Annotated in this window: 22 protein-coding genes; 19 read left to right on the top strand and 3 right to left on the bottom strand. The window is 43.2% G+C overall.

Going from position 1 to position 25,629, the window contains the following annotated elements; genetic code table 11:
- Positions 1-86: 86 nt before the first annotated feature.
- Positions 87-1,277, top strand: a complete 1,191-nt coding sequence (locus tag D2962_RS15665; RefSeq protein ID WP_122015525.1) for an MFS transporter — start codon at positions 87-89, stop codon at positions 1,275-1,277.
- A 57-nt stretch (positions 1,278-1,334) separates the two neighbouring features.
- On the opposite strand, the gene D2962_RS15660 is transcribed toward D2962_RS15665, so the two are convergent.
- Positions 1,335-2,534 (bottom strand): iron-containing alcohol dehydrogenase, encoded by a 1,200-nt coding sequence (locus D2962_RS15660; protein ID WP_122015524.1) that lies wholly within the window; start codon positions 2,532-2,534, stop codon positions 1,335-1,337.
- Between the two features lie 212 nt (positions 2,535-2,746).
- On the opposite strand from D2962_RS15660, the gene rocF reads away from it, so the two are divergent.
- Genes rocF through amrS form a run of 3 tightly spaced genes read left to right on the top strand, consistent with a single transcriptional unit; the run spans position 2,747 to position 6,105 of the window.
- On the top strand, positions 2,747-3,640 hold the full coding sequence (gene rocF, locus D2962_RS15655) for an arginase (protein WP_120767306.1): 894 nt from the start codon (positions 2,747-2,749) through the stop codon (positions 3,638-3,640).
- Positions 3,641-3,659: 19 nt separating this feature from the next.
- Positions 3,660-5,057 (top strand): AmmeMemoRadiSam system protein A, encoded by a 1,398-nt coding sequence (gene amrA / locus D2962_RS15650; protein ID WP_122015523.1) that lies wholly within the window; start codon positions 3,660-3,662, stop codon positions 5,055-5,057.
- A 46-nt stretch (positions 5,058-5,103) separates the two neighbouring features.
- Positions 5,104-6,105 (top strand): AmmeMemoRadiSam system radical SAM enzyme, encoded by a 1,002-nt coding sequence (gene amrS / locus D2962_RS15645; RefSeq protein ID WP_120767304.1) that lies wholly within the window; start codon positions 5,104-5,106, stop codon positions 6,103-6,105.
- Here amrS and D2962_RS15640 read toward each other — a convergent pair.
- Entirely contained in the window at positions 6,051-6,935 is an 885-nt protein-coding gene (locus tag D2962_RS15640) for a selenium metabolism-associated LysR family transcriptional regulator (protein ID WP_122015522.1), read from the bottom strand. The two genes, amrS and D2962_RS15640, sit on opposite strands and share 55 nt — an antisense overlap.
- A 100-nt stretch (positions 6,936-7,035) precedes the next feature.
- On the opposite strand from D2962_RS15640, the gene D2962_RS15635 reads away from it, so the two are divergent.
- The 10 genes from D2962_RS15635 to D2962_RS15590 all read left to right on the top strand — a co-directional run bounded on the left by D2962_RS15635 (position 7,036) and on the right by D2962_RS15590 (position 18,834).
- Positions 7,036-8,856 (top strand): FAD-dependent oxidoreductase, encoded by a 1,821-nt coding sequence (locus D2962_RS15635; protein ID WP_122015521.1) that lies wholly within the window; start codon positions 7,036-7,038, stop codon positions 8,854-8,856.
- 19 nt (positions 8,857-8,875) lie between these two features.
- Positions 8,876-9,466, top strand: coding sequence for an alpha/beta fold hydrolase (locus tag D2962_RS15630; protein WP_122015520.1), 591 nt, complete (start codon positions 8,876-8,878; stop codon positions 9,464-9,466).
- A 130-nt stretch (positions 9,467-9,596) separates the two neighbouring features.
- Positions 9,597-10,613, top strand: a complete 1,017-nt coding sequence (locus tag D2962_RS15625; RefSeq protein WP_120767300.1) for a LacI family DNA-binding transcriptional regulator — start codon at positions 9,597-9,599, stop codon at positions 10,611-10,613.
- A gap of 161 nt (positions 10,614-10,774) precedes the next feature.
- Positions 10,775-11,758, top strand: a complete 984-nt coding sequence (locus tag D2962_RS15620; RefSeq protein WP_122015519.1) for a sugar phosphate isomerase/epimerase family protein — start codon at positions 10,775-10,777, stop codon at positions 11,756-11,758.
- 75 nt (positions 11,759-11,833) lie between these two features.
- Positions 11,834-12,892, top strand: coding sequence for an autoinducer 2 ABC transporter substrate-binding protein (locus D2962_RS15615; protein ID WP_120768684.1), 1,059 nt, complete (start codon positions 11,834-11,836; stop codon positions 12,890-12,892).
- Positions 12,893-12,974: 82 nt separating this feature from the next.
- Positions 12,975-14,468: a sugar ABC transporter ATP-binding protein gene (locus D2962_RS15610; RefSeq protein ID WP_122015518.1), complete on the top strand. Its 1,494-nt coding sequence runs from the start codon at positions 12,975-12,977 to the stop codon at positions 14,466-14,468.
- 34 nt (positions 14,469-14,502) lie between these two features.
- A complete protein-coding gene (locus D2962_RS15605; protein WP_122015517.1) occupies positions 14,503-15,528 on the top strand; it encodes an ABC transporter permease in 1,026 nt (341 codons plus the stop codon).
- A 48-nt stretch (positions 15,529-15,576) separates the two neighbouring features.
- The gene (locus D2962_RS15600) at positions 15,577-16,659 is read left to right on the top strand and encodes an ABC transporter permease (protein WP_222927589.1); all 1,083 of its coding nucleotides are present in this window, start codon (positions 15,577-15,579) and stop codon (positions 16,657-16,659) included.
- A 62-nt stretch (positions 16,660-16,721) separates the two neighbouring features.
- On the top strand, positions 16,722-17,153 hold the full coding sequence (locus D2962_RS15595) for an RbsD/FucU family protein (protein WP_122015516.1): 432 nt from the start codon (positions 16,722-16,724) through the stop codon (positions 17,151-17,153).
- A gap of 334 nt (positions 17,154-17,487) precedes the next feature.
- Positions 17,488-18,834, top strand: a complete 1,347-nt coding sequence (locus D2962_RS15590; RefSeq protein WP_122015515.1) for an alkaline phosphatase — start codon at positions 17,488-17,490, stop codon at positions 18,832-18,834.
- Between the two features lie 128 nt (positions 18,835-18,962).
- Here the strand turns inward: D2962_RS15590 and D2962_RS15585 are convergent, their stop codons facing one another.
- Positions 18,963-20,174, bottom strand: coding sequence for a polysaccharide deacetylase family protein (locus D2962_RS15585; RefSeq protein WP_122015514.1), 1,212 nt, complete (start codon positions 20,172-20,174; stop codon positions 18,963-18,965).
- 747 nt (positions 20,175-20,921) lie between these two features.
- Here D2962_RS15585 and D2962_RS15580 point away from each other — a divergent pair.
- The 5 genes from D2962_RS15580 to prmC all read left to right on the top strand — a co-directional run bounded on the left by D2962_RS15580 (position 20,922) and on the right by prmC (position 25,584).
- The gene (locus D2962_RS15580; RefSeq protein WP_222927588.1) at positions 20,922-21,902 is read left to right on the top strand and encodes an Rpn family recombination-promoting nuclease/putative transposase; all 981 of its coding nucleotides are present in this window, start codon (positions 20,922-20,924) and stop codon (positions 21,900-21,902) included.
- Between the two features lie 444 nt (positions 21,903-22,346).
- Positions 22,347-22,556, top strand: a complete 210-nt coding sequence (gene rpmE / locus D2962_RS15575) for a 50S ribosomal protein L31 (RefSeq protein WP_120768670.1) — start codon at positions 22,347-22,349, stop codon at positions 22,554-22,556.
- Between the two features lie 104 nt (positions 22,557-22,660).
- The gene (locus D2962_RS15570; RefSeq protein ID WP_120768668.1) at positions 22,661-23,512 is read left to right on the top strand and encodes a DUF1385 domain-containing protein; all 852 of its coding nucleotides are present in this window, start codon (positions 22,661-22,663) and stop codon (positions 23,510-23,512) included.
- A gap of 129 nt (positions 23,513-23,641) precedes the next feature.
- Positions 23,642-24,736, top strand: a complete 1,095-nt coding sequence (gene prfA / locus D2962_RS15565) for a peptide chain release factor 1 (protein ID WP_120767297.1) — start codon at positions 23,642-23,644, stop codon at positions 24,734-24,736.
- Positions 24,733-25,584, top strand: a complete 852-nt coding sequence (prmC, locus tag D2962_RS15560) for a peptide chain release factor N(5)-glutamine methyltransferase (protein WP_120767296.1) — start codon at positions 24,733-24,735, stop codon at positions 25,582-25,584. Before prfA ends, prmC begins: the two co-directional genes overlap by 4 nt.
- Positions 25,585-25,629: the final 45 nt, after the last annotated feature.

Here is a 25,629-nt window from a genome sequence, read left to right as displayed (position 1 = left end):
CCGGGCATTTTATTTTTTTTATCGTATATGTTACAATAAAAAACATGAAAATTTTTGAGTAACCTTTTAAAAAGGGGGCCAATAGCATGAAATTTGATAGAAATATGAAAAACTTTGCCCTAGTTCTTGCCGCTACCATAGCTTTCATCTCAACATACTACCTTATGATGCCTGTTATACCATCATATATGCTTCAGAAGGGTTTCGACAACATGACCATCGGCCTGGTTGTGTTTTTCTTTTCTGTAAGTTCTCTGATTGCAAGGCCGCTTGGCGGAATATGGGTGGAAAAGATGGGAAGCAGGAAGTTAATGCTTATTTCTATAATGTTGTTTTTTATAACGCCAGTACTGGTAAAGCTGCCGTTGGGAGTCACCGGATTAGGAATGGCTCAGCTGATATATGGTCTTACCATAGGTGCATTTACTGTGGCATCGGCCACATTTACTACGGATATATCTTCGGCTGAAACTATTGCCCAGTTTATGGGACTCAACAGCATATCCTTTACCATAGCTAAAGGTATAGCGCCGGCTCTGGGAATAAAGCTGATGGATATTACAGGCTTCAATGGCGCAGTAATAGCCACAGTTATAACAGGACTGATTGCACTTATACTGGCCTTTTTGCTTACGGATATAAGAACAGGTAGGAAAGCCCCCGAGAGCTCAAATTTCATGGAGATACTTCTACACAAATATGTTTACCTGCCCACAATTGTCCTCTTTTGTGGAATGATAACTTTTGGGGCAATCTCGGCCATGCTGCCTGTGTTTGCTCATGAAAGGGGTATAGCTGGTATAGAGTATTTTTTCCTGATTAACACGAGTGTCGTGGTAATTTCACGGCTCATAATGGGATCCTGGAGCAAGAGGTATCTCGAATCCCTGGTGGCTCTTTCCATGGTATTGATGACACTGTCTTTTCTGGCCATGAGCATAGTTCGAAATTTTTACCAGCTCGTGGTTGTAGCGCTGATTTACGGTTTTGGATTTGCCATCCTCTTTCCCATTTTAACATCCGTTTTAGTGCTTAATATCCCTGGACTATCGCGGGGTATGGCCATAGGCATTTTTTCTGCAGGATTTGACATGGGGGTCGCGGCAGGAGCTTTGCTGGGCGGGCTCAGCAAGTTTATCAGCTTTAAATGGTTATACATGATACTTTCACTGATACCGCTTACGGGATATTTGATTTTTCAATATGTCTATCGACCTACAATCCGCAAAATCACTGTAAATGGGGATGAATTGGGCCCAATAAAGTCCGGTCAATAAAAAAGAGGCGCCTTTTGGCGCCTTAGCCTTATATATCATGGCCGAAGGCCTGTGGGGTTAAAGAGATTCTTCGTAAATCTTTGCGATAACGGCTTCAGTGGCATCCACCGGCGCTATGGAAAGCAATCCATCCAGAGATGGCGTAGTTTTGGCCAGCTTTACCAGAGTCGGGACATCATCTTTTGTAAATCCAAAATCCGAAAGTTTTTGGGTGCATCCCACATTAAAGAGCCATTCTTCCACCTTTTTGGCCACATATTCCGCTTCGGCAGGCAGACCTTTAAGGCCGGGCACCATGGGGCTGTATAAGTCGGCCAGCACCTCTGAAACGGCAGGATAAATAGTCTTTACCACTGCAGGCAGTATGGCTCCAAGGCCGAGACCGTGAGCTATCTCGGGTTTTACCGCACTCAGGGGGTGCTCCAGGGCATGGGTGAGGTGCAGGAGGCCGTTGTCAAAGGAGATTCCGGCCAAAGCAGAAGCGTATAGCAGGTAATATCTTGCCACAAGGTTTTCGGGGTCATTTACCGCGGCGGGGAGGTAGCGAACTATCAGCCTCACCGTCTCTTTTGCCGTGAGGATGCTGTAAGGCGATGCTACAAGGGTGGTGGCGGCTTCGGTAATGTGGTTTAAAGCATCTACGGTGACTGCTATTGTCTGTTTTTTATCAAGCTTTGTCATGAGGGCGGGGTCATCTATGGCATACATGGGATAAATGCAGTCATAAGCTATAGCTGGTTTGTAGTTCTTCTCGGGGATGGTGGCCACTGCGAACCTGTCTACCTCGGTGCCGGTGCCATGGGTAAGGTTTATGGCTATAATGGGGACCGCCTTTTCGGGGCCGAATTTCTGTTCATAAAGCTCTCTTGCATTTTTACCAGTGTATTCCAGCAGTACGGCCACACTATTGGCGGTGTCGATGGGGCTTCCGCCGCCGATGCCGATGACGGCCTTTGCCCCGGCTTCCCGGCCCATTTTGGCCGCTTCATCGATCATGTCCACGGTGGGATTGGGTCCAACTTTATCATAAAGGGTGTATTTAAATCCGGCTTCCTCAAGGGCGGGTTTTATAACATCCCAGGCTCCACTGGCCTTGTATGAACCTTTTCCGGTCACAAGGATGACATTGTTTATACCTTTATTTTTGAGAACTTCCAGGATGTCTTTTATCTTTTTTATGCTCCCTATACCAAAATAAGTGGTGTTCTTGCAGCGAAGCTCGAAGACCTTGTTAGGACTTATTTTTGCCTCCCACATTTTAATAACCTCCTTGTGAAATTTATAACTATCTTCGACTATAATTATAATACTATGTTAAAAAAATATCAATACCTAAAAGATATTTTATGTAGATTATTTCTAAAAAATTATCTCTTTATACGAGCCAGAAAATAGAAAAACTGTTAAAATGGAATTGTCGGGGATATATTATAAATGATTGATTCCGAATTTAAAAAAGAGGTGTCTAGATGAAAGTAAGAATTATTGGTGTCCCCATGGACCTGGGGGCAGACCGGCGCGGCGTGGACATGGGGCCCAGCGCCATAAGATATGCACATCTTCAGCAGCGTTTAGAAGAAAATGGTATAATAGTGGAGGATGGAGGAAACATTGAGGTTCCAAATCCAGAGAGCAGGAAAATTAAGGATGAAAAATTAAAATATCTCCATGAAATCGTGGAATCTTCGGAGCGTACAGCCGATGCGGTAAGTGGTGCTATAGAGGATGGATTTAAACCTCTGGTGCTGGGAGGTGACCACAGCATAGCCCTGGGGTCGGTGACGGGGGTAAGTAGAGTTTTAAAAAAGATAGGACTCATCTGGATTGACGCCCATGGGGATTTTAATACCCAGGATACAACGCCTTCAGGCAATATCCACGGCATGATACTGGCGGCCAGCCTGGGCCTGGGCCATGAGGCCCTCACCAATGTAGGAGGTTTTTCGCCAAAGGTGCTGCCGGAAAACACCGTACTTATCGGGGTAAGGTCAATAGATCGGGACGAAAAAAGGCTCATAAGAGAATCAGGCATTAATGTTTTCACCATGAATGACATAGACCAGTGCGGCATGAGGAATGTCATGAAAAAAGCCATTAAACTTGCCGGCGGGGGGACGGCAGGGGTTCACCTGAGTTTTGACATGGATGTGCTGGATCCCATGGTGGCGCCGGGAGTCGGGACACCGGTAAGAGGTGGTATCACTTACCGGGAAGCGGCCCTGGCCATGGAAATGCTGGCGGAATCGGGTATTATCCGCTCCCTGGAATTCGTGGAGGTCAATCCCATTCTGGACCGGGGCAATGAAACTGCTAAAGTGGCGGTGGGTTTGATAGCTTCCGCACTTGGAGAAGAAATACTATAAAAAAGGGAGGTTTTTAAAAATGGGTATACTGTCGGCTTACCTGATGCCTCATCCTCCTATCATGGTGAAAGAAGTAGGAGGAAGGGAGACCCAGATGACTACATCTTCCATTGAAGCGGCAAAGGAGGTGGGAAGGGAAATCCGGGAACTTGCTCCCGACACGCTGGTATTGATTTCACCTCATGGACCAGTCTTTCAAGATGCCGTCTGCATTTACGACTTTCCACTCAAAGGTAGTCTTTCATCCTTCGGCGCCCCCGGGGTGAAAATGGAATTTCAAAGTGATGAGGATTTAAAGCGGGAAATTTGTGAGATAGCGCAGAAAAAAGGTATACCCGCTGTAAAATCTAGCGAAATTCACCTTTCAAGGTACGGAACAAGACAGGAGCTGGACCACGGTGTCATGGTGCCCATTTATTTTGTTACACAATTCACTTCAAGCTTTAAACTTCTGCCCATGGCATACGGCCTGTTGCCCTACGAAGACCTTTATGCCTTCGGAAGGATAATACGGGAGGCTGCAGAATCTCTTGACAAAAAGGTTGTGATCGTGGCCAGCGGGGACCTTTCCCACAGGCTCACACCCGATGCTCCGGCAGGATACAGCCCTCATGCAAAGGACTTTGACCTGAAGCTTATATCCTTGCTAAAGGAGTTTGATGTGGAGGCGATAGCCGCCCTTGAGCCTGGCTTAATAGAAAAGGCCGGGGAATGCGGGTTAAGATCCCTGTGGATAATGATGGGAGCCCTGGATGGATATAAAGTTCAACCCCGGGTGCTTTCCTATGAGGGCCCTTTTGGCGTAGGATACTGCGTAGCTGCCTTTCACCCGGCAGGGAAAGGAGAGAGCATTTTGAAAAAACTCTATGACAGAAGGCGCGAAGAAATAGAGAAGCGGAGAAAAAACGAAGACGCTTATGTGAGGCTTGCACGGCAAACTCTGGAGACCTATGTGAAAGAAGGCAGGATGCCGGAATTCCCAAAAGACCTGCCGGAGGAAATGCTGTCAGAAAGGGCGGGTGTATTCGTATCCATCAAAAAACACGGCGAACTTCGGGGGTGCATCGGGACCTTTTTGCCCACAAAGAAAAACATAGCGGAGGAAATACGGCAAAACGCTATCAGCGCGGGGTGCGAGGACCCCAGGTTCGAACCCGTAGAGCCCGAGGAGCTGCCCGAGCTCACATATTCGGTGGATGTGCTCACGAGACCCGAGCCCATCGATTCACCGGATAAACTGGACCCGAAAAGGTACGGTGTTATAGTGAGAAAGGGCTTCAGGTCGGGATTGCTTTTGCCGGACCTGGAGGGTGTCGATACGGTGGAGGAGCAGATAAGTATAGCCTTGAGGAAGGCGGGCATCAGCCCCGATGAAGATTATAAGCTGGAGAGGTTTGAAGTGGTGAGGCATTATTGAGGGTCGCGTCGAAAATAAAGCCAATATATGAGAAAGGAAATGGGAAATGAAAGAGGCGTTGTTCTTTGAAAGAACAGAGAATGGCATGGTCCACTGTTTCCTTTGCCCCCATCATTGCAGGATTGCTCCAGGCAGGGCCGGGACATGCAGAGTAAGAAAAAACAAAGATGGCACTCTTTATTCCGCAAATTACGCTAAGGTGTCCTCCTGGGGCATGGACCCAATAGAAAAAAAGCCCCTTTATCACTTCTTTCCTGGAAGCTGGATATTTTCAGTAGGGAGCTTCGGATGCAATTTCCGGTGCAAGTTCTGCCAGAACTGGCAGATTGCACAGCTTACCGAAGTTCCGACGGAAGAGATAAGCGCCGAAGAATTGGTTAATGTGGCATCAAGACAGAAGGACAATATAGGCATAGCTTACACATATAATGAGCCCACGATATGGTACGAATATGTGATAGAATGTGCCCGTCTGGCCAGGGAAAAGGGATTAAAGAATGTCCTGGTGACCAACGGTTTTATCGAAAAGGAACCGCTGGAAAAATTGCTGCCCTTTATAGACGCCATGAATATTGATGTGAAGGCATATACCGAGGATTTTTACACGGACATAACCTTCGGGAAGCTATCTCCGGTGAAGCGGACGGTGGAAATAGCCCAGAAATCCTGTCATGTGGAGATAACCACCCTCCTCATACCCGGTATGAACGACGGTGAGGATGAAGTAGAGGCTCTAGCAAAATGGCTGGCCTCTTTGAGAAAAGATATTCCGCTTCACCTTACCCGCTACTTCCCCAATTTCAAGCTGGACCTCCCGCCCACGCCGGTGGAGACCATCCGGCGGGCAAGGAAAATTGCTATGAAATACCTGGATTATGTCTACACCGGAAATGTGGTAGATGAGGAAGGCAGCAACACCTATTGCCCAAAATGCGGCGAGCTTCTAATTGCGCGCCGGGGTTATGATGTGGAGGTATTGGGAGGAGCTAAATGTCAAAAATTGCCCGAACATAGATGCCTCAAAAATTCCTCGAAGAGTTTTGAATGATATTTGTCCTTGTGGTAGATTATGTTGAACTTTCTTAAGAACCTTACGCCCTCTAAATTAATTTTTACTAACCTGCCGCTTTTAATTTCTTCTTTTATGGCTATTTCCGACACCACAGAAACTCCTATATTCGCTTCTACGGCCTTTTTTATAGCTTCGGTGTTGTTCAGCACGTGCTTTATACTGTAGGGGATATTATGTTTTGACATAGTGTTTTCAAAAACTTCCCGAGTGCCGCTGCCCTGTTCACGTATTATGATGTTTTGCTCTGATATTGTCCCTGGACCGATTCTCTTTCTTGCGGCCCAGGGGTGATTTTTGGAACATATTATGAAAAGCTCGTCGTCCATATAAGGTTTAACGATGATCTCTTTTGAGTGTATGGGGCCTTCCACCAGGCCGATGTCGATGCTGTTTTCCAGCAGCATTTTTTCTATGACTCCGGTATTGTCGATGGCAAATGGTATATCTATGTTTTTAAATTTCTGGCCAAAAGTCCTGATTATTTCGGGCAGCAAGTAGGTGCCGATGGTGGTGCTGGCCCCTATGCGCAATTTGCCGGTGTTCATGTTGGCGATATCTTTCATGGTGCTCTGCGCCTCCTCCACCAGGACAAGGATTCTCCTGGCATATTCCAGTAAGACTTCTCCCGGGTATGTCAACAGGAGCTTTTTATTTATCCTGTCAAAGAGGTGGACATCAAGCTCCTCCTCCAGTTCCAGAATGGCCTGGCTTACTGCGGGCTGGGTCATATAAAGTTTTTTGGCCGCCCCGGACATGCTGCCGCAGTCGCATACTGTGGTAAAGACCTTCAATTTTTTAAAATTCAATTAAAACCACCTCATAAGTAATAACTTATATATTTAATAATATCATATTATTTTACTAATGCAACTACATGGTTTATAATTAGTATTTGAGGTGATAAAAATGTTATTTGAACCATATAAAATAGGCAATCTCCCATTAAAAAACCGGCTGGTCATGTTGCCTACGGTAACAAATCTTGCCCGGGACGGGTTTGTAAGCGATAGGGAAATAGCATATTATGACAGAAGGTCCAGGGATGTTTCCCTGGTCATTGTAGGGGCAAGCTATGTAAATAAACTGGGTAAGTTTTTTGTAAATCAACTGGGAATAGATGATGATGAAAAAATCGCCGGCCTTGCCCGGCTGGCACAGGTAATCCATAAAAATGGGGCAAAAGCAGGAATACAGCTTGCCATGCACAATCCAAAGTATAACCCTGTAGACTTTTCAAAGGAGCAGGTGCGGGGATTCGTGGAGGACTTTGCCCGGGCAGCGGCCAGGGCAAAAGAGGCGGGCTTTGACCTGGTGGAACTTCACTTTGCCCACGGATGGTTTGTAAATCAGTTTTTATCCCCGGATGTCAACAGGAGGACCGATGAATACGGCGGGAGTTTTGAAGGCAGGACTCGCTTTGCCCTGGAGATATTGCAAACCGTCAAGGCCGAAGTGCCCGATATTGCGGTCCTGTGCAGAATAAACGGCGATGATTTTACACCTGGAGGATTTAGCATCGAGGAAAGCGTCAAATTTGCGAAGATGCTGGAACAAAGCGGTACCGACGGCCTCAATGTTTCCGCTGGGGTGGGGGCCACTTCGGAATACCATATATCCCCCATGGGCATTGAGGACAGGCCTCTGGTGAAATATGCCGGGAGAATTAAAGGTAGTGTAAAAATACCGGTGATAGCCGCAGATAAACTTGGCGAGGCATCGGATTGGGAAAAGATTTTAAAGGATGGCACAGCTGACTTCATCGGCATTGCCAGGGGGCTTATAGGAGATCCTGACTGTGTCGCCAAAATCAGGGAAGGCCGTACCGAAGATATAAGGTATTGCATCCACTGCAATCAGGCTTGCATAGCGTATATCCTGAAAGGAATGCCTGTGTCCTGTATGATAAATCCCGAAGTAGGAAGAGAGTCAGAGTTTGAAGTAAAGGCAGAAAAGCCTTTAAATATTGCCGTGATAGGCGGAGGCCCGGCGGGTATGGCTGCTGCCGCTTATCTCGCCAGAAAAGGCCATAGAGTAGAGCTCTTTGAAAAAGGCGAAAAACTCGGCGGCCAGATCAATGTAGCCAGCATACCGCCTTGCAAAAAGGAAATCGGCAGGGTAGTAGAATATCTTAAAAAGGACCTGGAAAGATACGGCGTCAGAGTGCACCTGAATACGAACATTACCCCCGCAGGGATGGAGGCTATGGACTTTGACAGGGTTATAATCGCCACAGGTTCAGTCCCGGCAAAACTTGATATGGCCATGTATGCGGCACCTTGCCAGGCCGTGGATGTGCTGGAAGGCCATGTGCCTGAAGGTAAGAATATCTTAGTAATCGGCGGTGGACTCACAGGCCTTGAGACTGCAGAGTTTCTTGCCCAAAGAGGCAAGGATGTCACAGTACTGGAAATGCAAGAGGATGTGGCTGCCGGGGTATTTCCGATGGTAAAAAAGCTTCTTTTAAAAAGATTAAAAGAGCTACATGTAAATGTAGTTACAAAGGCGAAGATAGACCGTATGGTCCGGAAAAAGCTGTCATATACTGTAGATGGTGTCGAAAAGCTGCTGGAGTTTGACGATGTTGTCCTGGCGGTGGGCAACAAGCCTGATGAAACCTTTGCAAAATTAAAAGGCCATGAAAAATACACCTTTGTGGGCGACTGCAATGTGGTGGCCACAGCCGTTGAGGCCATAAGGAACGGGGCGGAAATCTCACTGAAAATATAGAGAAAGGGGCGCTTTAAAAATGAATGTAATGGATAAATACGTAGACATTAAAGGAAGCAAAATCCATTATGTAAAAAACATTCAGGAAAGCGGCGATATCGTGCTGCTTTTACACGGCAAGAGGTTTACAACCCGGGACTGGGTGGAGTCGGGATTGATGGAAACCCTTGAAAGGCAGGGGGTTCAAGCCATCGCCCTGGAAATGCCGGGCTATGGAAAGTCTGAGGAACTGGATTTGAATCCCGAGGACTTTTTGGCAGAATTTATGAAGCGAATGAACCTCTCCCCGGTCCACATGGTAGGGCCGTCCTTCAGCGGGGAGATATCCATAAGATTCGCCTTAAAATTCCCGGATATGCTCAAATCTATGATTATTATAGACAGCATAAATGTGGATAAATACGAGGAGAAATTAAAAGATATAAAGGTCAAGACATTGATAATTTGGGGTAAAAAAGACAACGTCGCTCCCTATGAATTTGCGGGCATCTTGAAAGACCACCTGCCGGAAAGCACCCTTTTCACCTTTGAAGATCTGGGGCATACATGCTATTTTGATGATATGAAAACATTTTCCGAAGAGTTGATTAAGTTTATAAAATATGGTTAATTACAGTTTTCAACTACGTTTATAAAATAAAAAAATTTACATTGATCAAGAAGGATTTTTTGAAAACTCGTCGAATATATAAAATATAATTTTAAAGCGTTTTAAAAAATATGTCGTAAAAGGAGAAACAATGGTTATAAAATTGGAGGATATTGCAAGAGAGGCAAAAGTTTCTGTGGCAACAGTTTCTCTCGCATTAAATAACAGCGAGTTGGTAAAGGAGGAAACACGAAATAGAATTAAAAAAATAGCAAAAGACCTCGGGTATTCACCCAATGCCATGGCGAGAGGGCTCGCAAAAAGAAGAAGCGAAACCATAGGCCTCATTGTACCTGATATCGAAAGCGCATATTACGGAAAGCTGGTAAGATGCATAGATGAATATGTCAGGGAAATGGGATATGGCTTAATTCTGGCTATATCAAATGATAAGCCCGATGTCGAAAGACGAATAATTAAAAATTTTATTTCTCAGCGAGTTGAAGGAATAATTATTACTCCTATCAACAAAATCAATCATGATATAAATTATATTAAAGAATTAAACAAACATGAAATTCCTTATATTTTTGTAACGGCTCCTTATCCTGAGATTAAAGCACCTTGTGTAATGGTAGACCTGGAAGATGGGACTTATAAACTTGTAAAATATTTGCTTAATCTAGGTCATAGAAACATTATTTTTCTGGCCGGTTCACCAAAAGTAGTAACAACTGCATATAGAATAAATGGCTATATTAAGGCATTTAGAGAAGCAGATCTTGAAGTTGATGAAAGGAATTTTATCGAATGTAGCAGGATTAATTATGAATATGCCTGTGAAATAACAAATAAACTGTTGAGAAATAGACAGGATATCGATGCCATTATAACAATCAATGACATGATGGCAGTAGGGGTTGTTAATACACTAAAGGAACATAAGATACGAATACCGGAAAATATATCCGTAGCAGGATATGATAATACTCTTTTTTCTACTATTTCACCTGTACCCATAACAACGGTAAGCCAGGATATAGAAAAAATGAGCTGGAATGCGGTTAATATGCTGGTAAATATAATAAAAAACAATGATACAAAAGTTGAAAGTATTTTTATTAAACCCGAATTAGTAATTAGAGAATCTACAGGACCAAAATTATAAATTTTGTTATTTCTTTTTTAAAGCGCTTTAAAAATAGAAGTATGGTTGTTTTTAAAAGGCCTTAGAAGAATGGAAGTTATCAAAATAATAATTGATTATCGTGAATTAAGATTTCCGATACGTTTTTAATTATTAATATTCAAAAAAAAGGAGGCAATATTATGTATAAACCGAAATATTCCGTTATACTTGGCAATGTAGGTTCCTGTTGTGACAGGTATATGAGTGGAGGTTACAGCAAATCGTTCAAGCTGGAAAAATTGTTTGACAGGGTTGCTTCAATCGAACATGTGGAAGGCGTGGAACTTGTAAGCAACTGGCATATCACCACCCAAAATGTACAAAGAATTAAAGATAATCTAGCCAGGACAAACCTTAAGGCTGTTTCCATTATTCCTGATCATTTTGGCGAGATGAAATGGGGCAAAGGGGCTTTTACTTCTAAAGACCCATCAATCCGCGCCGAAGCCGTAAAGGTCACAAAAGAAATGATGGATGTGGCGGCAGAAATAGGGTGTGACTTGGTGAGCCTGTGGCCGGGCCAGGACGGCTATGATTATCCGTTCCAGGGAGATTACATAGAGGAAAGAGGTTGGTTCGAAGAAGGTGTCAAAGAGTGCTGCAAATATCGAAGAGATATAAAAGTGGCTATTGAATACAAAATCAAGGAACCCAGAAACAGGAGTTATCCTTCCAATGTGGGCACTACATTGCTGATGGTAAAGGAAATAGGGGAACCCAATTGCGGAGTGACTATTGATTATGGTCATGCCGAAGTAGCCTATGAAAACGTAGCGGAATCGGTAGCTATATTGAAAAAATATGGAGATAAATTGTTTCATATCCATATGAATGACAATTATGGTTTTTGGGATGACGATATGATCACGGGCAGCATCCACACGATTCCATATATTGAGTTTTTTTACTGGCTAAAGAGGACAGGGTATCAGGGATGGATATCGACAGACCAGTACCCTTACCGGGAAGATGGCCGTGAAGCGGTAAACGAGAGCGTTCAGTGGTTTGTAGCCCTGATGGACATAATGAACAGTATGGATGAAAAGGAAGTAGAACAGGTCCTAAAAACCGGCGACGCCTGTCAGGCTACCCGTATGGTCCGAAAATATCTTCTTGGAAGGTAACTATTTTTCTTAGGGCAAAACGGGGTTAATCACCCGTTCTGCAATAAAAAACAAATTTTAAGGAGGAGATCGTATATGAAGAGACTGCTAGCATTAGCCCTGGTAATTGTCATGGCCGTCAGCCTTTTAACGGCATGCGGCACAGCTAAGAAAGCGGAAGAATCCACCGGCCAATCATCTCAACAGGCTTCAGATCAGCAAAAACCTGCAGAAAGCAAAAAATGGAAGATAGCCACCGTTGTGAAGGATGCATCCAACCCCTGGTTTGTTCGTATGGAACAGGGTGTTAAAAAGTTTGCTTCGGATACCGGTTTGGAAGCGTTCATGAAAGGCCCAAGCAAGGCTGATGCCGCTTTGCAGGTGCAGGTTATTGAAGACCTTATAGCACAAGGCGTTGATGCGTTATGTGTGGTTCCAGTTTCTCCTGAAGCCCTTGAGCCAGTATTGAAGAAGGCTATGGATAAGGGTATCGTAGTTGTCACCCATGAAGCCTCCAACCAGCAAAATACTATGTACGATATAGAAGCTTTTGATAACAACGCTTACGGTGCATTTATTATGGATAACCTGGCAAAAGCCATGAACTATGAAGGCAAATACGTGACCATGGTGGGCTTGCTTACCATGAAATCCCATAATGAATGGGCTGATGCCGGTATTGCCCGCCAGAAGGAAAAATACCCCAAGATGGAGCTGGTCCCGGAACAGAAGATCGAAAGCGAAGACAACCAGGAAGTTGCTTATGAGAGAGCCAAGGAAATCATGAAAAAATATCCTGACCTCAAGGGCATAATGGGCACTTCCAGCAAAGATGCCCCGGGTGCCGCCAAAGCCATTGAGGAAATGGGCAAAATAGGTAAAGTCTTTACAGCCGGTTCTTCTCTGGTATCGGTTGCCGGAAAGTTCCTGGAGTCCGGTTCCCTCAGCACCATTACTTTCTGGGATCCCGCCGATGCAGGTTATGCCATGAATGCTCTGGCAAAATTAATTCTTGAAGGTAAAAAAGACCAGATCAAAGATGGCCTGAACCTGGGTGTGAAAGGATATGAGAACCTGAAACTCAAAGGCAAGGTTCTTGTAGGTGAAGGATGGGTAGCCGTTACCAAGGAGAATATGAAAGATTACAACTTCTAAAGCTTTGTTAGAAATTAGAGTAAATGGGCCATCGGGCCTGTTTACTCTAATTGTTAAAAATCCACAAGAAGAGGGTAATGTGATGGCTGAAATAATTCTGAAAGCGACGAATATCAGCAAGGCCTTTGCAGGCGTCCAGGCTTTAAAGAACGTTAACCTTACCATTCATAAAGGTGAAATTCACTGTCTCGCTGGCGAAAACGGCAGCGGGAAATCTACTCTTATAAAAATAATATCCGGTGTTTACGAGCCCGATGAGGGACTGATTGAGATTGGCGGTAAAGTATATAGCAGGTTGACCCCCATGGAAGCGATTGACCGGGGAATACAGATTATATATCAAGATCTTTCCATTTTTCCCAATCTCACGGTAGCTGAAAATATTGCTTTAAACCTGGAGCTGTCAGGAAAAAGAAAGTTAATTGATTGGAAGAGAGTAAAGCAAATTGCAAAAGAAGCCATTGATAAAATTGGTTTTAAGATTAATCTGGATGAAAAAGTAGAAAATCTTTCAGTGGCCGAAAAACAGCTTATTGCCATATCCCGTGCTCTTCTAAACAACGCTAAAATTATAATTATGGATGAACCCACCACGGCACTTACCAAGAAAGAAGTTGCCGCCCTGTTTAATATTATCAAGAATTTACAATCACAGGGCATCTCAATATTATTTGTCAGCCATAAGCTGGATGAGGTATTCGAAATATCCGAAAAAATTACCATTTTAAGAAACGGCCAGAATGTAATTTCCGGCGAGGCTGCCAATTTTGACAACGATTTGTTTGTGTATTATATGACGGGTAGAAAATTCAAGGAAACTCATTTTGAAGCCGAAAGCAGGAAAGGTACCCCTCTATTGAAGGTTGAAAATCTATCTTTAAAAAACGGTTTCAAGGATATTTCCTTTGAATTATATGCAGGCGAAATTTTAGGCATTACAGGACTGCTAGGTTCCGGGCGCACCGAACTGGCATTGTCTCTCTTCGGATTGCTTCCGGCAGATTCCGGTAAAATTTATATCGATGGCAACATTGTTAAGATAAACTCTGTGCAGGATGCAATCAAAAATAAAATGGGATATGTGCCTGAAGACAGGTTGACCGAAGGACTATTCATGCCTCAGTCTATTGGCCGCAACATAATTATATCCAATATAAAGGAGCTTTTAAACAAGAATGGGTTTATGAATGAAAATAAAATACAAAAATGCATTGATGAATGGATAAAAAAACTCGGTATTGTTACACCTTCTCAGAACCTGCCGGTACAGACATTGTCCGGCGGAAACCAGCAGAGAGTGGTGCTGGCTAAGTGGCTGTCGATGCATCCTAGGATATTGATATTAAATGGTCCTACAGTAGGTGTGGACATCGGTTCCAAGTATGATATACATCAGATATTGCGCAATCTTGCTGCTCAGGGCATCGGTATAATCATTATTTCCGATGATATTCCGGAAGTATTGTTTAATTGCAACCGGATACTTATCATGCGCAAGGGAAGGATAATCAACGAAGTTATGGGTAAAGATGTAACCGAAGAAGAATTGGCCTATCAGATGGCCGCTGAAGCATGATTACACTTGTGAAGGGGAAGGATGTAGATTTATAATGAAAAAATTACTGCGAACCAATGAATTTTATATTTTTTTGATCCTTCTGTTGCTGTGCGTCTTTATTCAAATACAAAGCGGCCAGTTCTTTACCAGAAATAATATTGTAGATATGCTTCGGGCAATGATTGTCCCCGGTATTTTTTCCATTGGGGTGCTTATGGTACTGGTTTCAGGAGGCATTGACGTATCCTTCACTGCCATCGCTCTATTGAGCATGTATGCAGCAACCAGGCTGTTAATGATATGGCATTATGAGGGGAATGTAATACTGGCTTTTATTATTTCCGGAGCTATCGGATTGTTTTTGGGGCTTATTAATGCTGCACTCATTGCCTTTTTTGACCTGCCGACGCTCATTGTTACGCTAGGCACCTCCAGCATATTTACCGGATTCATGCAGGGAGTATTGCATAGCCGGGAGATTTCCGATATTCCTAAGACAATGATAAACTTCTCTAAAATCGATCTTATCCGTGTATATAATGCAAAACTGGGTATATCAAGCGGTTTGCCTGCGGTTTTCCTTATTTTAGTTGGGTTAATAATCATTGCATGGTTCATACTGAACTATACCATGCTAGGTCGGGGTATTTATGCTCTGGGCGGAGATCGTATCGCTGCTCAAAGGGCCGGTTTTAACATCATCAAGATACAGTTTTTTATCTACTCTTTTGTAGGATTTATATCCGGGATTGCGGGTATGACACGCACCATCATGATGGCCAATCTCCATCCTACGAATTTGATGGGCATGGAACTGACAGTTATTGCATCTGTGGTATTGGGCGGCACCCGTATTACGGGAGGTCATGGCACCATAACAGGCACGATGCTGGGTGTGGCTCTTGTCACTATTATGAGCAACAGTCTTATTTTAATGGGTATCCCCACTTTCTGGCAAAAATTCTTTACAGGGGTTCTAATACTTATAGGTACTGGCGTATCTGCGTACCAGTCAATGAAACAAAAGAATACACTGCATGGGGTAGAAATAGATGAAAAGGAATTGGAAAAGGTATAGGGAAAAATGCGACAATTAATTTGGAATGTAACTGGGGGTTGATTTTGTATGAATAAACAGCATTCGGGTGAATTAAAAGATTTTATGAAAGGGTTTAACCTGCGACACTTGATAAATCAGGATAGCAACCTTTTGCGGCTTTTCATCATGTTATTTGTAGTCTTCACAATAATGTCTGCAGTCAAGCCCCACCTTTTCCTAAAAAGCGATAATTTTATTTCTATGGCGTATCAGTTTCCGGAATACGGCGTATTGTCAATTGCCATGATGCTTTCCATGCTCACCGGAGGGGTAGACCTTTCCATAGTTGGAGTATCAAATCTCTCGGGAATACTTACCGCCATAATGCTCTCAAAAATGATACCGCAGGACGCGGCTCCGGGATATATTCTTTTCATGATAATTTTAGCTGTACTTATGGCACTGGCAGTTGGTACATTATGCGGCTTATTTAATGGATTTGTCATATCAAAGATCGGCGTTCCGGCCATACTTGCCACTCTGGGCAGCATGCAGCTTTTTACAGGTATTGCTCTTGTATTGACAAATGGAAGGATAGTCACCGGAATTCCCATAATGTATTCCAATCTGGGCAATACGGCCGTCTGGGGTATTCTCCCTGTTCCTCTTATTCTTTATATACTAAGCGCCATTGTTATATCGAGCTTGCTTTCAAAGACTTCTTTTGGACTTGAACTATATATGATGGGTACTAATCCGACCGCTTCGAGATTTTCGGGTATAAATAATACAAAGGTAACGATGTTAACTTATATGACCAGTGGAATTCTGGCGGCTGTTGCAGGCCTGATCGTTGTTGCACGCACCAACTCCGCAAAAGCTGATTTTGGGACATCTTATACATTGCAGACCGTATTGATTTCACTGCTGGGGGGTGTCAACCCCAATGGCGGTTTTGGCACCGTGGCAGGGGTTACAGTGGCGATATTGATACTTCAATTCCTGTCTTCGGGATTCAACATGTTCCCTTCCATTAGCAATTTTATTAAGGACTTGATATGGGGATTGGTACTGATACTTGTAATGGTTTTCAATTATTATAGCAATAAATATGCTCAAAAAAGGGCTATATCAAAAAGATCAAAAGAATTTGCGCAAAAAACTATGTAACCGTAATTTTGTTTAAGAATAAATAAAAAGTTTGAATTTTAGAGACGGAAAGGATGTTTTTTATGTTAAAAGGAATCCCAGATATTATTTCTCCTGAACTGCTCAAGATTTTGCATGAAATGGGCCATGGCGACGATCTGGTCATTGGTGACGCTAATTTTCCTGCTGCCAGCAATGCAAAAAGATTGGTCCGTTGTGATGGACATGGCGTGCCTGAAGTACTTGACGCCATACTACAGTTATTCCCGCTGGATATTTATGTAGACCACCCAGTTGGTCTGATGCAGGTAGTGCCCGGGGATAATACAATACCTGAGATACAGGAGGAAATCAGGAAGATTGTATGTAAATACGACGATAGAGGGGAAAAAACCATAGAATATATCGAGCGTTTTGCTTTTTATGAAAAGGCCAGAGACGCCTATGCCATTGTTGCGACAACCGAGAGAAAGTTATATGGATGCGTGATAATCAAAAAAGGCGTTATTAAATGATTAACGAAATTTACAGACATAAAGTGGAGCCGTGGTAGAGTTTTATCCGGTTCAGGGCATGGCAATAGGAATCAAGGTTTATTGAATGAAATCGAAGAATTTAGAAGCTCCTGCACAGATTTTTACTGGCAGGGGTTTTGCTTTAATTGTCGATAATTATTGTCTATTTCCCGGGAAATATGGCATATATTGTAATATGTATTCGACCATTTTTTGTTAACAACTCTTAACCAGAATATAACAATGATTAACATTTCATTAACATTATTTTAAAACAGTTCTAATAAAATAAATACAGGCGTTAAATTTTTTATTATTTTGAGGAGGGGTTTTTGTGAGGTTGTTTTCCAAAAAGAGTATAGGTTTGTTGCTGGCAGCGGTTATGGTATTATCGGTCGTTGTTTCTTCCTATATTCCTGCTGCCGAAGCTGCCGCTCCCGCCAGGAATGTAATTTTGCTCATCGGCGACGGCATGGGATACGGTCAGATGACACTGGGACGTATAATGAAGGACAGCGCTCTCACCATGGACGGTTTTACATTTAACGGCACCGCATCTACATATCCCAATGACCCTGTAGAAAAGTGGGTCACGGACTCGGCGGCCGCCGGAACGGCTCTTGCTACAGGTGTTAAAACCTACAATGCGGCCATAAGTGTAGATGTAAACAAAAAACCTGTAAAGACTATACTCGAATATGCCCAGGAAAACGGCAAGGCTACCGGTCTTGTGACTACCACCAGAATCACTCATGCTACTCCTGCCGTTTTTGCCTCCCACAATGCGGACCGCGATGCCGAAAATGAAATAGCCGTTGATATGCTCAACCATAAAGTTGATGTGCTTTTAGGCGGTGGAAAAAGATATTTCGTGACTAAAGACCAGGGCGGCAAGAGAGAAGATGGCAGGGACCTAATTACCGAAGCCAAAAACATGGGTTACACCTTTGTGGAAACCAGGGATGACATGAACAAGGTCACCGGCGGAAAACTTCTCGGCCTTTTTAAGAGCAGCCATGCTAGCTATGATATTGACAGAGATGCCGCAAAAGAACCCAGCCTTGCAGAAATGACCAAAAAGGCTATCGACATTTTGAGCAAGGATAAGGAAGGATTCTTCCTTATGGTGGAAGGCGGCCGCATCGACCACGCCTCTCATGGCCATGATGCAGCAACTGTCGCCAAAGATGTCATAGCCTTTGATGATGCCGTAAAAGTAGCTCTTGACTTTGCAAAATCCCGCAATGATACTCTGGTTATCGTAACTGCAGATCATGAGACCGGCGGACTTTCCATCGGCGGATACGGCCAGTACAACTTCAAGCCAGAAGTTTTAAAAGCTCAAAAGAACTCCATTGAAGATGTTATAGCATCCAAATTTACAGCGGATAATTATAAGGATATTTTTGCCCAGTATTTTGGTATTACAGACCTTACCCCCTATGAGCAGGTTGCCATGCTGGACGCCTTCAAAGCCCAGAAAACAGACTCTTATGCAGTATCGAACACTGTGGCCGATATTATCAGCAAGAGGGCTTTCGCAGGCTGGACTTCCGGAGGCCATACCGGAACAGACGTACCTGTAATGGCTTACGGCCCCAATGCCTCCGATTTTGCCAGACATATGGATAACACCGATATAAATAGGCTCATGATGAAAGCCTTCGGATTCAGCAGGTGAATATAGCGTAAGGCTACTCAACGAATTGAAATAATTTTGTAAAGAACACGAAGGGGGCTGTTAATTCTCAGCTCCTTTCTTTGATATTGCACGGGACCAGATAAGTTTAAAAGAATATATGGGCCCGTTTATGGTGAGCCGATAAAAAAAGGCAAATTTTGAGTTGAAGATACAGGCCTTACGCTATCTATAACTTCCCGGACATCGAACAGAGGTGAGAGCATCTTGTCCCGAGTTTTCATAGCGATACCATCTATATGCCTTCTGTCCATTTCTACAAATTTACTCTCAAAGTTTTCATAGGGTTTTGGGCCTACACCGTAAAAAACTTTGAATCCCGATTCCAATAAAAATTTAAACTTGGGATCCTTTGAAGAAAGGCTGCTGCCGTAAGGGTAGATATATACGGGTGTTGGCCCTATCAGGGGTTCTACCTCCATTTTCCATTTCAAGGTATCTCTTTTCAACTTTTCTAAACTAATTTTTCTCACATCAGGATGACCGTAACTGTGGGAGGCAAATTCCCACCCGGTTTCCTTTAAGCGCTTGACCACCTGCAGAGCTTCGCTTTTTTGCCTTTCATAGGATATAGAGTCTGCTTCATTGGTTCTGTACCCCAGGATGCCCTGATAACCCGTGAGGCCAATAATGCCCTTTGCCCCATGAAGCGAAAAGTCCTCATGTTCCTTTACAAAATTATCAAGAATAGGAATTATTTCATTATCATGCGAGATAACTACTTCCCCCTCTGGAGAAACGGAATAGGTGGCTACATTTCCGTTTTCGTCCAGTATCAGCCTGAAAACATTGCCGTTTTTAATCATGTAGTCATAATAATTTAGGTCATCCACCGATATTATAAGGGGTTTTTTGCCCGGGGGAAGCATCAAGGTTTTTTTAACCAGGACTTTTTTTCCATCCACTATCTTTTCCTCAAAAATAGATTTCGTATCTATCAGTATGTAATTGTTTTTGTAAAGAGCCTCAAGGATTCTCTTGAATTCATTTACGGTGACGAACCAGTCATCATATCCCTTTGAAAGATAGTCCCCATCAAAGGCAAGTTTGGGGTATGCAATAAGTGGATGAAAAAATATATTTTCTATAGGGCCATTGTAGGGTAAAAGTTCCGGCTTTGCGGGACTTTTCTTTTCAGGGGAGGAAACCTGTGAACTTATATCCGGGGCTTTATCTTTATTATCATTGCTTTTTGAGTTTTCCTCTGAAGAAGGATTTACTCGAGAAAGGGATTCCGTCAAAGCCTGGGTCTTTAATGTGTAATAAGTAACTGGAATAATGAAAATAACAATAAAAACAACTATAAAGATGGTCTTCTTCATGGAGCACCGCCCTTTTTTAAAATTAAGCAAGTACAGCCTAAAATAATTTCTATTATTCAATAAGGTTAGACGAAAAAAGTCGAAAAAAGTTCCGCTTTTTTAATGGAACTTTTTCGGCTTTACTTCGTACCGGCCTTACAGCGAATGGTGAATAACGTTGAAGGGAGGGGAGGCCGACGTGCTATAATTAATGGAATAAAGCGCAATATCTGCGGGATTTAAAAAGTTTTTAAGGTAATAAGTAACACTCACTTGTTGTTTTTGTTAAAAATAACGTAATAATCGGAGGGACTAACAATGAACAGAAAATTATTGCCTGTAATTGCTATCTTCTTGATTTCAGTTGGTAGATAGCTACAAAATAACTGAGTTGGAAAGAGGAGAGGATGGAAGCTACAGATATAAGGTCGATATTTTATGGATGACTTCTGCGGGAAGCTCCACGGGGGAAGAGTATGTCACCGTGAAAAAATACGATGAAAACTTCTTTATTTCGAGTATAGGAAGATAGACATTAGAGAAAAAATCACAAAACTTGATGAAGAAAGGGATAATAAGACTATAAGCATAACGGTCGAAGGCTCCAAGGAATACGATACTTCTTATGATAAGGCAAAGGTGGCAGTCTAGAAATACTTGACGCTTATCCGGGCTCAAGCAGACTTTTGCAGCAGAATGAAAACTGTGATATAATACATAAAAAAGATATCAAAACCTGTGTTAATGTGAAAAAGGGGGAATACTATAGTGTGCATAGATAATCAAGAAAACACTAGCGAAAAACCCCTACATAACAAATACGATAAAGGCTATAAGTTTTTACTATCCAGCAAGCGGGTATTTCTGGAGCTAGTAAAAAGCTTTATAAACCAGGAATGGGTAGAACAAATCGACGAAAACAAAATAGAAAAAATGGATAAATCATTCATCTTGCCCGACTTTGACGAAAAGGAAGCAGATATAATCTACAAACTGAAGATAGAAAACAAAGAAGTAATTTTCTATATATTATTGGAACTACAGTCAACCGTAGATTTTCAAATGCCTTATAGGTTACTGCTCTACATGGTAGAGATATGGAGAAGCATACTAAAAGATTTACCGAAGACAGAAACCGAAAGAAAAGATTTCAGACTTCCTGCCATTATTCCGATAGTATTATATAACGGTGAAAACAACTGGACAGTATCCATGAACTTTAGAAAAATACTGAATGGCTATGAGATTTTCAAACAACATGTTCTAGACTTTGAATACATCCTGATAGATGTAAACCGGTACAGTGAAGAAGAATTGATGGGACTATCCAATCTGATAGGAGCTGTATTTCTAATTGACCAGAAAGCAGATATAGAAAAGCTCAAGCAAAGATTACAAAAGCTCATAGATGTTTTGAAAAAATTAAGTCCCGAAGAATTTCTTCTGTTCAAGACATGGTTAAAGAGAGTGATAGTAAGGGGACTCCCCGAGAAGGAAAAGAGAGGGCTTTCAGAAGTAATAGAAGAAAGCGAGGAGGTGGATGAAATGATATATAACCTTGAAAGAGCTTTACAGGAAGAATTTCAAAAAAGGGAAATTATAGGGATGGAAAAAGGGATGGAAAAAGGCATGCTGGAAGCTAAGTTAGAAATAGCAAGAAAACTCATAAATAAAGGCAGAAAAGTGGACGAGATAATTGAAATTACCGGTTTGTCTGAAGAAGAAATATTAAAATTACAAGTAAATTAAAGCAAAGGAAAACGGGAATACTAGGGCAGGCTTGAATTATTCGCCTTTATCAAAATCATGATTTACAGAAAAAATATAGTGGCCCCTTTTGCAATATATCTGGCACTTTTTATAATTGAATATAAAATATTGACTATCTCATTTATAAACTCCTGGCCTTGCTCAGGAGTTTATTTATTTTCCGATGAAGCTATACTGTCTTTAAATTAAATTCTTTTTGTTGGGGCAATAGCTTTTGGCAAATTTTATACTGGAATAACTATCCATATAAGTTTTCCGAATAACTGCAGATTAACAATTAGGTTTCAATAAACTGCCGATAACCTAATTTTAAACCAAATCCCTTGTTAAAAACGAAAAGCTGTGCTATAATAACAAAGGTATTTTTATTCCCTGGAAACATTGAGCGAAATTCGCTTAAAATAAGCTAGAGAGGTGAAAACGATGAAAGAAGGAATCCATCCCAAGTACGGAAAAGCCATAGTGAAATGCGCCTGCGGCAACACCTTCGAGACTGGGTCCACAAAACCCGAGCTGCATGTGGAAATTTGCTCCAAGTGCCATCCTTTCTTTTCCGGCAAGCAAAAGCTGGTGGATACCGGCGGCCGTGTAGAAAGATTCAAGAAGAGATTCGGTCTCAAGGACCAGGAGTAGTCATTAAAGGTTAGAGTTTTGCTCTAGCCTTTATTAATATTCAAGCTTCATTTAAGTGTAAAAACGCGACGATAGTGGTTTATGATGGCTAAAGGGGGGGCTGTATGAAACCGGTAAGACCTAACATAGGCGGTCAGGCAGTTATTGAAGGGGTGATGATGCGCGGCCCGAAGTTTACCGCCATTGCCGTCAGAAAAAATGACGAGATTATAATAAAGAAAGAGGAAAACCACTCTCTTTCCGACAAATATAAATTCCTTAAACTACCCATACTCAGGGGTATGTTATCCCTGGTGGAAATGCTAATCATCGGTATCCAGGCTCTTTCCTACTCGGCTGGCATAGCCGGAGATGAAGAGGAAAAGCTCTCCAGCAGGGATATCGCTCTGGCTTTACTTACCGCCGTGGGCTTTGCTATACTGCTTTTTATCATAATCCCCACTGCTGCGGTTAAACTAATTGGGGAAAATATGAGAAGCCCCTTCTGGCTCAATATGATAGAAGGCCTGGTGCGCATTTTAATTTTCCTTGCCTACATTTTTATTATTTCTTCCATGAAGGATATAAGGAGGGTCTTTGAATACCACGGTGCCGAACATAAGGCGGTCCACTGCTATGAGCACGATGAAAAGCTTACACCTGAAAATGCCGCAAAGTATACCACGCTTCATCCCAGGTGCGGCACCAGCTTCCTTATGGTGGTCATGGTCGTCAGCATTTTGCTTTTTTCCCTGCTGGGCTGGCCGGGCATCATCATGAGGATACTTTCGAGGATTTTGCTTTTGCCGCTGGTGGCGGGGGTATCCTATGAATTTATCAGGCTCGCGGGCAGGAGCAGTTCTCCGGTCGTGAACATTTTGAGCAAACCGGGCATCTGGCTTCAGAAGCTGACTACCCGGGAGCCGGACGAATCACAGATTGAAGTGGCGCTGGAAGCATTGAAAAGCGTTCTGTAATCTTTAAAACGACTGCGGCAGAATGCCGCACAAAGTTTCAAGAGAATCTACCGATTTAATAAGTCGGGCCTTGTGCCCGAGGATTTAGAATCAAAGATTCTTTTATAATCCTCCGGAAGGTGATCGATTATGATAGAAAGACTTGATGAAGTTGAAAAAAGATACGATGAACTGACTCAGAAAATCAGCGACCCCGAAGTGATTTCAAGACAGGAAGAATGGAGAAAACTCACCAAAGAGCATGCTTCCCTGGAAGAGCTGGTATCCTGCTACCGGGAGTATAAGAAGGTGGCGGTAGAAATAAATGAGAACCGGGAATTGTTGAAGGAAAACTCCGGGGACAGCGAGATGGAAGAATTAATAAAGAGCGAAATTGCAACCCTTGAAGATAAATACGCAAATCTTGCGGAAAAACTGAAAATCATGTTGCTCCCTAAAGACCCCAATGACGAAAAGGATGTAATCATGGAAATAAGGGCGGGGACCGGAGGCGAGGAAGCCGCCCTCTTTGCCGGGGATTTATTCAGGATGTATAACCGATATGCCGAGAGCAGGGGATGGAAGGTAGAGCTTATGAGCTCAAACCCCACCGAATTGGGAGGTTTTAAAGAGGTGGTCCTCGAAATTTCAGGCCGTGGAGCCTTCAGCCGCTTGAAATATGAGTCCGGGGTCCACCGGGTGCAGCGCATACCAACTACGGAAGCCGGTGGCAGGATTCATACATCTGCCGCCACTGTGGCCGTCCTACCCGAAGCTGAAGAAGTGGACCTGGAGATAAACCCTGCGGACCTGCGCATCGATATATACAGGGCATCAGGCCACGGCGGACAGGGTGTGAACACCACGGATTCTGCCGTGAGGATAACGCATCTCCCCACAGGCATGGTGGTGACATGCCAGGATGAGCGTTCCCAGATTAAAAACCGGGAAAAGGCCATGAAGGTCTTGAGGTCAAGGCTTCTTGAAAAGATGCAGGAAGAGCAGAACAGGGAGATTGCGGAAAATCGCCGCAGTCAGGTGGGTACTGGCGATAGAAGCGAGAGAATAAGAACTTATAACTTTCCCCAGGGGCGCGTCACCGACCACCGCATCGGCCTGACCCTTCACCAACTGGAAAACATATTAAACGGCGATCTGGACCCCATCATAGACGCCCTCATCGCGGAGGACCAGGCGAGAAAACTGGCAAAATCCGATGAAAGCCAGGAGTCGATAGCTCGATGAAAATCCGCGAAGTTCTGAAAATGGCCCGCCGGAAGCTTTCTGAGAGTGGAGTAGAAAATTCCGGTCTGGATGCAGAGCTTCTTCTAGCCCACGCGCTTTCGCTTGATCGCCTCAGGCTTTTAGTAAATGATGAAGCCCAGCTCTCCGTTGAAGAAACCGCATGCTTTGAAAAGCTGCTGGATTTAAGATGCGGTCATGTACCCGTGGCCTATATAACAGGACATAAGGAGTTTTTTGGTCTTGATATATCCGTAGGCCCCGGGGTACTTATACCCCGGCCCGAAACTGAGTTTGCTGTGGAAGAGTCCCTTCGGGTAACTAAAAATTTAAAAAAACCCAGAGCGGTAGATTTATGTTGCGGCAGTGGAGCTATCGCCGTGGCCGTGGCTGTAAACCATCCTAATGCCATTGTCTTTGCATCAGATATATCCGAAATTGCTGGAAAATATACAAAAGATAATGCCCGAAAACATCATGTGGAAAACAGGGTTTTTTTTATAAAAGGGGATCTATGGCGGCCCTTTGAAGAAAAAAACTTAGGGCAATTTGATTTGATAGTGTCCAATCCTCCATATATTCCGGAGGACGAAATGGGCAATCTTCCAGAAGATATAAAAAAAGAGCCTGAAATAGCCTTAAACGGCGGCATGGATGGCCTTGACTATTATAAAAGAATCATTTCAAAAGCACCTCAGTTTTTAAAATCCGGAGGGCATATAATTCTGGAGATTGGATGGAATCAAGCTGCTGTTGTCCGGGATTTGTTGAAAGCAAACGACTTTAAGGAAATTAAGGTGATAAAGGATTATGCCGGCTATGACCGGGTTGTTTCTGCAATTAGAGTCTGATGGGACTTTCGGGAAACTGGTTTTGAGAAAACTATCAGGTGGTGA

The sequence above is a fragment of the Biomaibacter acetigenes genome (assembly GCF_003691585.1).
Taxonomy (GTDB): Bacteria; Bacillota; Thermosediminibacteria; order Thermosediminibacterales; family Tepidanaerobacteraceae; genus Biomaibacter; species Biomaibacter acetigenes.
Note: the sequence above shows the minus strand (reverse complement) of the source record. Positions and strands in the feature narration are given on the sequence as shown.